The sequence below is a fragment of the Arthrobacter sp. NPDC057259 genome (genome assembly GCF_042668995.1).
In the GTDB taxonomy this organism is placed as follows: domain Bacteria; phylum Actinomycetota; class Actinomycetes; order Actinomycetales; family Micrococcaceae; genus Arthrobacter.
The window spans coordinates 1-13,275 of sequence record NZ_JBHUYA010000001.1; the positions used below are offsets into that span (position 1 = coordinate 1).

General features: G+C 60.8%; 9 protein-coding genes and 1 pseudogene. 6 read left to right on the forward strand and 4 right to left on the reverse strand.

Annotation, left to right across the window (positions count from 1 at the left end; translation table 11 throughout):
• The coding region (locus ACFUCU_RS00005) for a GH25 family lysozyme (protein ID WP_377969881.1) at positions 1 to 959 on the reverse strand (959 nt) is incomplete at its 3' end.
• Positions 960 to 1,556: 597 nt separating this feature from the next.
• Between ACFUCU_RS00005 and ACFUCU_RS00010 the strand changes: the two genes are divergently transcribed.
• From ACFUCU_RS00010 to ACFUCU_RS00025, 4 genes and pseudogenes are all read left to right on the forward strand, one after another.
• Positions 1,557 to 2,780 (forward strand): CpaF family protein, encoded by a 1,224-nt coding sequence (locus ACFUCU_RS00010; RefSeq protein WP_377969883.1) that lies wholly within the window; start codon positions 1,557 to 1,559, stop codon positions 2,778 to 2,780.
• Positions 2,780 to 3,634 (forward strand): type II secretion system F family protein, encoded by an 855-nt coding sequence (locus ACFUCU_RS00015; RefSeq protein WP_377969885.1) that lies wholly within the window; start codon positions 2,780 to 2,782, stop codon positions 3,632 to 3,634. The genes ACFUCU_RS00010 and ACFUCU_RS00015 overlap by 1 nt, the downstream gene beginning before the upstream one ends.
• Positions 3,631 to 4,572, forward strand: coding sequence for a type II secretion system F family protein (locus tag ACFUCU_RS00020; RefSeq protein ID WP_377969887.1), 942 nt, complete (start codon positions 3,631 to 3,633; stop codon positions 4,570 to 4,572). Before ACFUCU_RS00015 ends, ACFUCU_RS00020 begins: the two co-directional genes overlap by 4 nt.
• 1,730 nt (positions 4,573 to 6,302) lie before the next feature.
• A pseudogene (locus tag ACFUCU_RS00025) lies at positions 6,303 to 6,542 on the forward strand (site-specific integrase); the annotation flags it as partial.
• Positions 6,543 to 7,292: 750 nt separating this feature from the next.
• On the opposite strand, the gene ACFUCU_RS00030 reads toward ACFUCU_RS00025, so the two are convergent.
• Positions 7,293 to 7,463, reverse strand: a complete 171-nt coding sequence (locus tag ACFUCU_RS00030) for a hypothetical protein (protein WP_377970809.1) — start codon at positions 7,461 to 7,463, stop codon at positions 7,293 to 7,295.
• Positions 7,464 to 7,963: 500 nt separating this feature from the next.
• Between ACFUCU_RS00030 and ACFUCU_RS00035 the strand changes: the two genes are divergently transcribed.
• Entirely contained in the window at positions 7,964 to 9,328 is a 1,365-nt protein-coding gene (locus tag ACFUCU_RS00035; RefSeq protein WP_377969889.1) for a hypothetical protein, read from the forward strand.
• Between the two features lie 1,664 nt (positions 9,329 to 10,992).
• On the opposite strand, the gene ACFUCU_RS00040 is transcribed toward ACFUCU_RS00035, so the two are convergent.
• A complete protein-coding gene (locus ACFUCU_RS00040) occupies positions 10,993 to 11,262 on the reverse strand; it encodes a hypothetical protein (RefSeq protein WP_377969891.1) in 270 nt (89 codons plus the stop codon).
• A 232-nt stretch (positions 11,263 to 11,494) separates the two neighbouring features.
• On the opposite strand from ACFUCU_RS00040, the gene ACFUCU_RS00045 reads away from it, so the two are divergent.
• Positions 11,495 to 12,046 carry a hypothetical protein gene (locus ACFUCU_RS00045; RefSeq protein WP_377969893.1) on the forward strand — a complete coding sequence of 184 codons (552 nt, stop codon included), beginning with the start codon at positions 11,495 to 11,497 and terminating at the stop codon, positions 12,044 to 12,046.
• A gap of 103 nt (positions 12,047 to 12,149) precedes the next feature.
• Here ACFUCU_RS00045 and ACFUCU_RS00050 read toward each other — a convergent pair whose 3' ends face one another.
• Positions 12,150 to 12,974, reverse strand: coding sequence for a metallophosphoesterase (locus ACFUCU_RS00050; protein ID WP_377969895.1), 825 nt, complete (start codon positions 12,972 to 12,974; stop codon positions 12,150 to 12,152).
• Positions 12,975 to 13,275 lie beyond the last annotated feature (301 nt).

Consider the following 13,275-nt stretch of genomic DNA (forward strand, 5'->3'; position numbering starts at 1 on the left):
GCTTTCCATGAATCCCGTACGGGACCATTCTGAGAGGAAAAGGCACCTGTAGCGGGGGACCAGATGATCGCGCCGTTCTGGAAGTTCTGGTAACAACCACCATCCCGCAAACCACAGGTAATGTCCGACGTCTTGGACCCCAACGCCGCGGCAGAAGAAGAAGTGGTTGCCGAAATCGCCGCACTCGCCGCCGCAGGAGTTCCCCGGGTCGCAAACGCCTGCAAGCTGTCGAAGGTTCCGCCCCAGACATTTTGGTCCCCAGCAAATTGCCCTGCGTCCGAGTACTGCCAAATGCTATAGGTAGACCAACTTGCAGGGATTGGGCCAGCGCCGGTTGAGGCCGAGAGCGGATAGGACGCCAGCCAAAGAGGATTGTTGCTAAAACCGAGCGGATTTCCGACGCAATCCTGCCACCAGTAGTTGCCGGTGTAGATCACTGGCGGCCGTCCAATCAGAGACTCCATGGTGTTGCTGAAGTCGTGGGCCCATGCAGTGAGCGCCGCCGGTGTCATGTCATAGCAGGCATTCCCCTGGTAGTAGCCGTTGATCGTCTTGCCCTTATACGGGTTTTCTTCAAAGTCCAGAACCGGCGGCATGGTGTATCCGTCCGATGACCACCCACCACCACTTGCCACGAAGATGCGAGCTTGGTCGGCCCCAGAGGACGCCGCCGGGTTGGCGAAATGGTAGGCGCCCCGGAGCAGTCCTGCACCTCGCGCGCCGGAGTACTGCGAGGCAAAGATCGGGTTCGTGTAGTAGTTACCTTCCGTTGCCTTTACGTACGCGAACCGAGCGCCCATGGCCCACTGCTGTCCCCAATCGACTGACGGCTGGTATTCGCTTACGTCCAGGCCGAGAACTCCGAAGTTTGGTGTCCAAGTCCCTTGGGTGCTGGTGGTCTTGCCGGCTGACAGTCCCTTTCCCATCTGGGCGCCACCCGTGGCCGTAGCAGCCTGCATTGCGGACCGGTAATCGGACGACGATGAAGGCTGGGAGGCGCCGCCTGTAGCAGGAACCGGTGACGCTTGGGACGGCGTTGCCGTCGCGATGGGGGGAGACGGAGGTACGGGCGCGGCCGATGAAGTAGAGGTCTCACTGACTGTCGCCGTGGGTGCGGCGCTGGCTGAGGGCGATGGCGAGGGGCCCGGTTCGATGGCCAGGGCAGGGGCCGCCAGAGCTGTGGAGGCTAATAGGGCGGCGGCCAAGACGGCGAGTCCTCCTCGGCGACTGATGAGGAGAATCTGGCTGGGTAAGGTTCGCTTCATGTACCGCTCCGGAAAAACGACGCGGCCGAGCAGCGTCTAGGGATCTCACACTCCGCTGAATGGTGAATTCGTGGTTCGGGTATGAGAATGTCTGACTTATCGCGCTCACCTTATCCCGGCACAACAGCGGCACCAGAGTTTCGCCTGATACCTGTGTGAAAATTGTTATAAATCTGCGGGGATTTTTCCACAACTGGGAGAAAATTGGTTGTTCTTCTGACGGCCCCACCCTAGGTTTAACCCCAGTTGCACTGCCCCAGGGGAAGGGGCAGCGGTCATGTTGGGGGCACCGTGGAAGCTGTGCGCATCGTCGAGGACGAGGTCCGGGAACTGATCCGGCGTCGTGGGCTGGATCCGCTGCGGCAGACCGTCGAAGTAAGACGCTTGGTCGACGAAGCTGTCCTTGACTATGACGAGCGGGCCCTCCTGGCCCCTTTGCCTCCCATCGGTCCCTTGGACACGGCCCGTCGCTTCGTCTTCGACGCCGTCGCCGGGTTCGGGCCGTTGCAGCCCCTTCTGGATGACCCGGCGATCGAGGAAATCTGGCTCAACGCTCCGAACGAGATTTTCGTGGCCCGCAACGGCGAGTCGGAGCTGACGTCCGCGGCCCTCACCGAACAGCAGGTCCACGATCTGGTCGAGCGCATGCTCAAAAGCTCCGGCCGCCGTCTCGACCTCTCGTCGCCCTTCGTCGATGCATCCCTTCCGGACGGTTCCAGGCTCCATGTCGTCATCCCTGACGTGACCCGGCGCCATTGGGCGATCAATATCCGCAAGTTCGTCGTGAAAGCCAGCCGGCTGGAGCACCTCGTCGAGCTCGGCACCCTCACGCCGCAGGCCGCCCGATTTCTTGGCGCGGCGGTGGCCAGCGGGCTAAACATCCTCGTCTCGGGCGCCACGCAGGCAGGCAAGACAACCATGCTGAACTGTCTCGCGGCCAGCATCGGCACCCGGGAGCGCGTGGTCACGGTGGAGGAAATCTTCGAACTGAAGTTCCCGCTCCGCGACGTCGTCGGACTCCAATGCCGACAACCGAACCTCGAAGGCGAAGGCGAAATCCCACTCCGCCGACTGGTAAAGGAGGCGCTCCGGATGCGCCCGGACCGCCTGGTGGTCGGCGAGGTCCGGGAGGCTGAAAGTCTTGACATGCTGATCGCGCTTAACAGTGGCATGCCCGGGATGTGCACCGTCCACGCCAACTCAGCCCACGACGCGGTCACGAAGATCTGCACCCTGCCTCTCTTGGCCGGCGAGAACATCTCCAGCGCCTTCGTCGTCCCCACCGTCGCGTCCTGCATCGACCTCGTCGTCCACTGCAGCCGGCACGCGAACGGCCGCCGGCTAGTTACGGAGATCCTCGCTCTGGGCCGGAGGGTCGAGAACGGGGTCATCGAGTCCTCCATGGTGTTCGAGCTCGAGGGCGGCCAGCTGGCCGCCCGGGCGAACTCAATGCCGGCGGCCGAGAAATTCGCTCGCGCCGGATACGACGTCGCGGCACTGCTGGAGTCACACTGATGGCGCCGCTGCTTGGGCTGCTCGGGGGAGTGGGGCTGCTGCTTATCTGGTGGTCGGCCTGGGAGCAGCCGCCCCGGGCGCCACGGCCTCCGAAAGTGAACCGCCTTGATGACCTGCTGCGCACCGCCGGCATCGAAAAGGTCAGCAGGGCCGGACTCCTGGCCACCTGCATCGGCGTCGGAGGTTTCGTGTCCTTGCTCTTCTTCGCCGGCACCCGCTCGTGGCCCATCTCCTGTTGCTTCGGGCTGTTCGGAGGATGGCTGCCGTTGGGCGCCGTCAGGTGGCGGGCACAAAAACGCACGGCCGTGCTGCGGGAGCTGTGGCCCGACGTCGTCGACCACCTGCGGTCGGCGATCCGGGCCGGGCTGTCACTCCCCGAGGCCCTGATCCAGCTCGGCGACAAGGGGCCCTCCGAGCTGCGTCCGCTCTTCCAGGACTTTGGCGCCGACTACCGGTCCGCTGGGCGCTTCGACCCGGCCCTGAATCGGCTCAAGGAGCGGCTCGCCGACCCCGTCGCCGACCGCATCGTGGAAGCCCTGCGCCTCACCCGCGAGGTGGGTGGCTCAGATCTTGGGCGTTTGCTCGGCACTCTCGCGGACTTCCTGCGAGAGAACGCCCGTACCCGCAGCGAACTGGAGGCGAGGCAGTCCTGGACTGTGAACGCCGCCCGCCTCGCCGTCGCCGCACCCTGGATTGTGCTCGTCCTGCTCGCCAGCCGGCCCGAAGCGGTCGCCGCCTACAACACGGCCGCCGGCGCCGCCGTGCTGGTCGGAGGCCTGGTGGTCTCGCTCGTCTGTTACACACTCATGCTCCGGATCGGCGCCCTTCCGCAGGACGAACGGGTTCTCCGATGAGCGCGCTCCTGGCTTCCGCGGCGGCGTGCGGTGCCGTGCTCGGAGCCGCGCTGTGGCTGGTGCTGGTCCGGTTGCCGTTCATGCGGCCGGTCAGCTTTACCGAACGGATCGCCCCGCAGCTTCGCTCCTATAGCGTGCAATCCCGGCTCCTGCACGAGGCACCCCGGAATCTCACTCCCTTCGGACCCCTGGAACGCATCCTTCGGCCCGTCTTCGCCGACTGGATGCGGGCTCTGGGCCGGCTCAACCCTGGAACGACCGCCCTGAACCGCAGGCTGGTGCGCGCCGGGAGTGACAAGACCGCCATCGAGTTTCGCGCGGAACAACTGCTCTGGGCCGCCGGAGGATTCCTGGGTGCGGTGGCCCTGGTCCTGATCAGTGGCCTGTCCATGCGGCTCAACCCGCTCTTCGCTGTCCTGATCGTCGTCGCCGCGAGTCTGGCCGGCTTCATGCTCCGGGACTATGCACTCGGTGCCCGCATCAAGAAACGGGAGGCCCGCATGATGGCGGAGTTCCCAAGCGTCGCCGAGCTGATGGCCCTGGCCGTGAGCGCCGGAGAGAGCGCCACCGGGGCGCTGGACCGCGTTTGCCGCCGCACCCAGGGGGAACTGGCCAAGGAATTCGGCCTGGTGCTCGCCTCTACCAGGGCCGGCCAGCCGCTGGTGGAAGCCCTGCAGGACTTTTCCGCCCGGACCAACCTGGCCCCGCTGGTGCGCTTCGTCGACGGACTCATCGTCGCGGTGGAACGGGGCACACCGCTGGCGGAAATCCTCCGGGCCCAGGCCCAGGACGTTCGGGACGCCGCAAAGCGGGACCTCATGGAATCTGCAGGCAAAAAGGAGATCGGGATGATGGTCCCACTCGTCTTCGGCGTGTTGCCCCTGACGGTCGTCTTCGCCGTTTTCCCGGGCCTGGCTGCCATCACCCTAGGCCTCTGACGGGCGAGTCCGCCCACGAATCGAATGAACATCAAAAGCGTCAGCAGCACAAGAAAAAAGGGGAATCACATGGCTACTCCAAAACATCCGGCCCGCGTCATGAACAGGCTGCTTTTCGCGCTCCTCTGGTGCGCGGGTGCGGCGCCTGTGGAGCGTCACAAGGGCAAAATGGCCGGAGACGACCCGCGGGAGAGGGGTGACGTCCCGGTCAGTTCTCTGTAAAAAGCCGCTGTTGTGCGGAATCTGTCGCGGTGGCGTTGTCGACGTTCAGGCAACAACATCCAGAACCACTGGGCGACGGTCGAGGACTTGACGGAAGCGGCAGCTTGGACAGTGACTACGGTTCTTGCCCACTGTTTTCCTGGTCGTCGCAGGCGGCCTACCAGCCAACTCACCTGATAATCGAACCCGGGGGAAAGACCAGACACGTCGTTATTCCGGAAAGCCGCCCCGTAATCCGGTGGATTCGAACTTGCTTGGCGTTGAAGAATTACGGTCTTTCCGTGGCGAAGAACGTCAAAGACGAATCTTTGAAGAACTTCAGGATTTCGGAAGCGGAGATGATTTGTGCTCGGAAATGCGTTAACGCATCGTCCACATTTGTGAGCGAGAAATCGCCGCGACTGGGCCCAGCGAAGTCTGAGGCAAATATAGAGTCCGAACATCCGCAATCACGGAGACGACGTTCCGCAGTGTAAGGGAGAGAATTTGTGATCCTTTCCTATGCGAGGTAAGTTGATCAAATCGGCTTGTTTCTATTCATTGGATGCTGACCAGCAGGTCAAACTCCTTATAAAGCCCCTTCGGCAAGCCGCCCGCAATGTGAAGCGGAGTGTCAACGAGGGATAACCTATTAGTCTTTGACAGGCGCGCATGCTGGCAGTATGTAATCCAGGTTTCCATTTGTCCGACGCCCGGCATGGTCGTAACCGGGTCTAGCCCGGTGAGAGGACACTTCAGTGCTACGTCGTACTTCAAATTGCAAACGTAGGCGAAGACACTGGAAACGACGGCATATCGATTCGCTGTTGTCGGAGTTACCCTGAAAAGGGCCGCCGCATCAACCGAATTAGATCGGATTTGCATGCGCCGCATAGCGCCCATGCGGTGGCAACAGGCTTCATCATTCCTATGTGCAAGAATTCAAAAAAGAAATTGAGGCCATGTCTTGGTCGCTGCTGCCGACCGACTATGGGCCTGGGGAAGGCGGCGAACTTTGCCGTCCGCCCACCGCGAGAATTCCCTCGCCGAGACGTCTGACGGACTAATTCCGGTGGTAGTCGCGCCTTTGCTCACTCTGTTTGTCGGCGACTCTTTCCATGTTGATCACTTCAATTACGCCTATTGGTTCCAATTTTACGCCCAGTAGTTCCTTTTTTCGAAAGTGGCGAGTTACTCTTTGATTTTTTTCCGCTCGGTATTAGATTTCTTGAATGCCCCTCCCTCCACTAGATAGTCCTGCCGCAGAAGCAGACCAGCCGGTTCCTTCCGCTACCTGTAACGAGGCAGCTTCCACCGCATCGTCGCTCGCCGACGCCGATGTCCCCAGTGAGGGCTATCAGTCCACCGTCTGGGTTCTGGCGAAGACCGGGCAAAAATCAGGTGTCGTGCCTCATTTTCACCCGCTGGCCAAGGAATGGCAGGACGTAGCAGACCGGGAGAAGAGGCTCGGGATTTCCCCCGGGATGCCAACGCTCGTTTCGGGGGCGCAGGTAGATGATCGCTTGAATATGTATTTCAGGCAGGCCTTCCCACGTGACCGCGTGTCGACGGCCACGACATACGCCGTGGAACTTCGGTTATGGCTCGGGTTCCTTGGAACGCGTGACGTCCGTTGGGACGAAGCGCGGAGCGAAGATGTTCGTTCCTTCCAGATGTGGCGAGTCTACGACGAACACAACTCAGGCCGAGTGACTCCTGCGACATGGAATAAGGGATGGTCCGCACTCAGACACTTCTATGGTTGGGCGTGCCGCGAGGGTTGGATTGAGCGGAATCCTGTCGGCGAGCAGGATCGGTTGCTGAACCCATCCGAGGTCGGCGGTCATCGTGAGAAGAACGCGCGGGGTTCTAGAGATCGGTGGCTCACGCCGGCGGAGTACTCCATGTGGCGGGACGTGGGCTTGCGCGGGTACCAGGCAACTTTCGTTGAGAGTGGCAAGGTCGTTGCCGGTCTCCCCAATAATGCCTTCCGAGGTCGGAACACGGCAAGGAACGCAGCGTTCTCGGATTACGTCCTGTCGACAGGATTGCGGGGAGGGGAAGCTGGGTCACTTCTTGCCATGGAAGTCCCCGTGGCCGTCGGAGACAAGGTGCCGGTAGTGGGCAAAGGGCGCGTGTTTCGACATTACATGCCCTTGCACCGGAGTGGTTTGGAATCGCTTCGTGCCTACTTGGACGGCGAACGGCGTGACATCGTTCGGAGAGCCCAGCGATCGGGTCGCTATGACAAGAGAGTTGATCGAATGGTAGTCACCGAGTACCTTACCGGCGGTCGGCGCGGGCAGCGGCTTCGCGTAAACGGGGGGCGGATACTCGAGGTCCCAACCCTTTCTCAGGCGGGTCGGCTTCGGCTATTTGTTGAAGGTCCGGACGGGCTGGAACCCGCGAGCCTGTGGCTGACTGACGCCGGCGAGCCGATGCCCCACACAAGCTGGAACTCTGTGTTCAACACTGCGAACGCGAGGGTAACGCTTGCGCGGAACTCGTTGGGTGTGCGTTCACCCTGGGTTCACGTCACGCCCCATTCCCTGCGTTTCTCCTTTGCTTTGATGCTTCTCGTGGCAGGGATAAGGGCCACTGATGAACGCCTGGATCTTGGCCCGGCTGATCCCTTTCTGGCCAGGAATTACTCGCATGTGTTTGACGAAGTGGGTCATCTGCTCGGTCATGCGTCCGTTAGTACGACGAAACGAATTTATTTGGAACCAGTGAAGGGTTTGCGTCGATCCGCTCTCTTCAGTGGGACCACCGTGGACGAAGTGTGGGATGGCATCGCCGCAGCGAGCACCCTTGTGGGCTTTGGCGCATGACCCGGGGCCGGCGTGCTCCGATGCCGCCCGCAGGGCTGAAGGCGGTGAAGGAAAACCAACCATCAGAACGACAGAGTTTTGCTTTTGCTTTAGAAGACAATTCGAATTATCTGTTTGACGTATCCAAGATGGTCGGACCGCGGCGGATGCGGACGGAACTGGGCGGGTCGGTTCTGCTATGGACAGCTAGCGCTAGCGGCGGCAGGCGTGTGTCCACTGTCCGGGCTATGCGGAAAAGCGTATCGGCGTTCCTGCGATGGGTGGACAGGTGGAATCAAGAGCACCGTGGCGGTGTGGATGACGTAATTGAAAGCTTGGCGGGGGTGACCCCATTTCATCTCCGGCAATACAAAGCAGCCTTGGAAACCGAGAAGGCGCCACAGACCGCCTTCGGGTATTACAGTGACGTCGCGAAACTACTGAGGTTGGCGCCGGAGGTAACCGAGGCCACGCAGCGAGAGGCTTCCAAGCGCACCGGAGGCCCTGTATCTGTTCAAAGCATTCAGCGGTATCCCCAGCGAGAGTTCACTGAACTTCGAAATGCGGCTCGCCGAGTTGTCGTCGGGGCACACGCACGCATTACTGCGGCATACCTCCTTGCTCAGCAACACGGCGACCCCCATTGCAGGGACAGGGTTCGCGCCGAGGCCCTTCATGAAGTGATTGTTCACGGCAAGCCCCAGTCGAGGGCCGGAATGTTGGCCCTCGGCGCCACCGAAGTCTCGGTTCTAAAAGGAGGCGGTGAAGGTGCCGCGCGGAGACACCTGTTTCTCTCGTCCGATGAAGTTTTGGCCGCTGCCGTCCTTCTTGCCTCCCATCGGGGCATGAACCTTTCCCCGATTATCAACGCGTCTGTGCCGACGGAGCACGAGCCGGGAGTCCTGCAACTCGACATAGACAAACCCAGACGAGGAACTGCCAGTCGCTTTTGGGCCGAGATCTTCGTGGCCGCCGACGGCTCAGAGGAGGATGAAGATGGTGCCGGGGCGAGAGCTGTGCGGCTGATTGCCGAGGCGACCGATCCGGCGCGGGCCCATCTCTATCTTCAGGGCTTGCCGGCTCGCCGGCTTCTGGTGTTCTGGCCCGCCTTCAGCGCTACCGCCCGTCACGCAGGTAGCAATTTCGGCAGCAGACACAGTGCAGGTTGGATTCCGAGAGGCACCACGATTGACTTCAGCCGGCTTCGGCGGAGTGTACCGGATCAGGGTGTTGCCAAGGAGCCGAGCGATCACAGCGAAGACACGTACCTGCACTACGTCCGAAGCGACCCCGAAACGCTTTTTGAACACCAGGAACAAGCCGCGCTCGGAGTGCAGAAGCTAGTTGACCACGCTCGTGAAAGTCTTGCGGTCCGTGCTGCAAAGGACCGGGAAGTGGATCCCGATACTGATTCCGTTCTAGTAAATTGCTCTGATCCGCAGCAACGTCCAGATACCGGAGTCGCGTGCACTACAGGTTTCTATTCGTTTCTGGATTGTCTGCAATGCCGGAATGCCGCCACTGTGCTGCGGCTGCTGCCCCGGCTGATGGCCGCTCTGCACGTCCTCGAAGAGCTCCGTGACAGCGTAGGTGAAATCTGGGAACGGCGGTTCGCCACTCACTATTACACGATGTTAGCCATTGTCGGGCGGTACACTCCCGCGGAACGAGAACTGGCTGCCGGCGATGCTGGCCAGCACGTACCCACTATCTTGGCTGCGCTACGACACGAGGTCCCCGAATGAGTGCTGAGGTCCGTGGAACTTACGTACCGGCGCGCTGCCGCAACGATGTCGCATTCCCCGACAGCGGCGCACCGAGCATTGCTGGGCACCGCATCCACGACGCCAGGGCATGGGTCGCTCCGTTCAACGCTTCGTCGTGGCCCCTGAGTGCTTTAGACCGCACTGATCGCAACTCAGTGACGCTTCACTTCTCTGGCTGGCCCGAAGGTTTTCAGGACTTTGCAAGACATGTTGCCTACGCCCTCATCAACTACGGCACACCGGAATCCCTCTTCGAAGTCGCAGGAAGCAGGGCAGTGCGATGGCCAAGCACGGCCACCATCAAGAACTTCCTGTTCAGACTTCGCAACCAAGTGAAATGGCTGACTAACGAATGGTCCGAACGTAACAGATCCACACCTGTCACCTGCCCCGGTGACTTGGACTCGGAGCACCTCGACGATCTGAAGGCATGGATTGAGAGACGCTTCGTTGAGGACAAGCAATGCGCAGTCAACCTTTCAAACGTCGTGCGCTTGTGGCACTTCAATCCCTGGCTGCCGGAGGATTGTCAGTGGCCTGAACCGCTGTGGCGCGACCACGTTTGGAGTCCAATAGGCCGCAAACAGGAAAACAAGACGCTGCCAATCTCTGAGTCCGCATTCAGCCCGCTACTGGAATGGAGTATCGCATTCGTGAGCAGCTTTGCTCCAGACATCCTTGCGGCACACGAGAATTACCTTGATCGCATAGCAACACGCTCTCCAGCCGACGTCGATATGTCCGCTCGACGCATTCTGGACCGGTACGTATTAACAGGGACGCCGTTGCCACCTCGGCAGCCCACGTCAGGACGCCGCCGACCTGATAATGGAATTGGATGGCACGTTTTGGCGTACCGGCACGGGCTTCCAGCCGAGAAATTTTCCAGTGCCTACCGAGGCGCCCGAGCCGCGTCACTTAAGCTCAGTCAGGATCAGGGGCTCGCTGCAATGGACTATGCAGTCAGTGCAAGGTTTCGCGGCAAGTCGTGGATTCCGTTCTTAAGCGTCTACGACATGGTCCCAGCTGGCGGTGCAAACGGAGGGGGCCCCCTACTTGGCCACCTCCGCACCGCATGTCTTGTCGTTATAGCAGGGCTCACCGGAATGCGGCCTGGTGAGGTCCTGAATCTGCGGCGAGGCAGTGCTCTTGCGCCGATTATCCGGCCGGGAGGGGCGCGCCTTCAGTTGGTTCAGGGTTCCATCTCCAAAGGTGTTGCAAGACGTGAGGATGGCTCCCCGAGCGAACCTAACCGCGCAGTCTGGGCCACGATTCCGGTTGTTGCCACTGCTATCCGGACTGCGGAGCAGATAAATGACGTCTTGGGGGAGGGCAGTGAGCTCCTGTTCTCCCAGGGCAGGCCGGCTGCCGTTCACACGGGCACAGTAACAGGGTGGATAGATTCTTTAGTGGCTTTCGTGAATACGCGTCTGGCTCCTCACACAACCCAACCTGCCGTGCTCTCAATTCCGCTAGATCCAGACGGCCCCATCACCCTAAGACGCTTTAGGCGCACTCTGGCCTGGTTCCTACGGCATCGACCGAATGGTGACGTCACCACCGCAATCCAGTATCAGCACGTAGGTGTGGCTATGGGAGAGGGGTATGCCGGTACCAAATCGTCTGGAGTTCCGGACCTCCTACTAGAAGAGGATTGGAACCACCGCGTCGACACGATACGTCATCTCAGCGCCGTGCTCTCCACTGGCGCCGGGATCGGGGGCCCAGCGGCCGAACGGGCGATAGAAGCCACCAGGCGGCTTCCCCGTCAACTCGGTCCTGCAGACGAACGAAGGCTGCGCAAGGACAAGTCTTTGAGGGTTTACGACAACCGGGCTGGCATTGCTCTCTGCATTTTCAGGGAAGAAACCGCACTCTGCAAGAAGCTGAAACAGGTTGGGAAGGATACGCATCCAGACCTACTGGGTTGTATTGCTGGTTGCCTGAACATCGCCCGCACAGATGACCATGTTAGGGAACTGACTCGTCGGTCAAATGTACTACGGGACCAAGCCGAGCTTGCCCCGTCGCCCATGGCGCAGTCGATGTTGGCGCAGGCCGGACGGTACGACTCAATTGCCGCTGAATGTGATACGACGCGAGTCACGCTTGACCAGAAGGCAGCGCGACCTTGAGGACCCTTCAATGACTTCAGTATCAGGCCAAAAACCAGGCACTCGGGCCGAAATCGAGCTGCCTAGCAACATGGAGATTGGACAAGAAAGGGACCCAATGCGGAGGAGCATACTCGTCGCCATGCAACGAATACTTTCAGGTCATCCAAAGCATGTCCCGCTAGGTGCGAATTCCGTCACCCATCTTGCGAAAGAAGCGAATGTCGGGCGGCATCACCTGTATCAGAGGCATCCGGATTTGCGCCACCGCTTCGAGTATCTACGTGACCGGTCGGATCAGCCCACCGAGGCAGAAACTGAACTTGGGACGGCACTTGATAGAGCGAAATCTGAGCTATCGAGACTTCGCGACCTGCAGTCCAAGACGAGACAAGAGGCGGCGGACTGGAAGGCGCTTACCGAACTGCTGGCCCGGGCTATAAACACCTTGCAGGACGAGCTCCATCAAGAGCAGATTAAAGCCGAGAGATTGGCGCGAAGGCTGCAAAAACTCGATGACCAATTGGGAAGTTCGGCCCAGGTCGTGTTGCTGCATAGGCGGTCGACGCGGAGTGCCGAGTAGCGTCCATCGCCGGCAGAAGGGCCATATTATGGACGAGCGGAGCACATTTTGACGCACGAAAGCGTCGACTTTTCTAGCCTCCGCGTTAGGCAAGACGCATCGCCTAAGTGCCCCGGATATAGAGCGGTTCGATACGCAGGGGCGGCTGACCTGGCCATACGAGCACCGCGTTGCCCTCCCGAGAGTTCTCCTTGTTCAAGACGTCAACGCGTGATGTGCGGCCATCCATGTGGCTCAGTTTTTGCGTCCGGCGTTGATGCCAGTGGCCGCAGAACACATGGGGAGGGGCCAGCGAGTCGACTACATTGCGCAGGAGAACGCGCGTCGCTTCCGCGCGGTCGATGAGTTCGGGGGTGAGGTCGAAGTCGCTTTTCAACGGGATGCCCAACGGCGCGTCGTGGGTGATGAGAACGTCAACAGGTCCGCCTGCGACAAGCCTCTTGGCATCTTCAGTCGTAGGTTCTTCGTTGCTCCACCAGTCTTTGCCTGCCGTCCTGTGCCCGTAATCGACGCTGAACGCTCCGCCCAAGGCACCGATCACCAGACCGCTGATGGCCGTGCGGCCACCTCGGGGCAGCACCTTTATGTTGGAACGGAAGGTGGCGAGACCGTCGGCTGCCACGGGGAGCTTATCAATGGTTTCCCAGTTGTCATGGTTGCCGCCGGACAGGATCAGGGTGATGCCGAAGTTCAGCAGGCACTTGTTCAGTCGGGCTTCGAAGCGGCCTCTTTTGGCTCCGGGCCAGTCCAAGCCGAAGTCGCCGACGTGAATCATGGTCTTTACCCCTTCACGGTCAGCTGATCGGATCGCCATGATGGCCCACCCCAGGTCGCCGTGCCAGTCGCCGGCGACTGCGAAGGGTTTGCGGCGGTCTGGTGAGTCCTCGATGGTGCCTCCTTCATCTGCTCCGGCCGTACTCAAACTCATCGACGAGACGCCCGGGTACCTTGGAGGAAAGAGATGGAAACCACCTCTGTTGTGTCCCGGAGAGTGGGTATCCCGTCGCGGCGGACGTCCAGCCACATCAGGCCACGGCGCCCCACCTGCATCTCTACGATTTTTAGGAGCCTGATGGCCTCGGCATCCCGGCGGAGTTTCGCTGCGGGGAGGTGGGCATAACGTGGCGCCGGGTCTTGGTCCTCGGCGAGCCTCACGACCTCGGGGGGAGAATCCAGGTGGATGGCGTACAGGGTCCCTGAAGACGTCCGCACCGCAAAGCTCCCCGTCG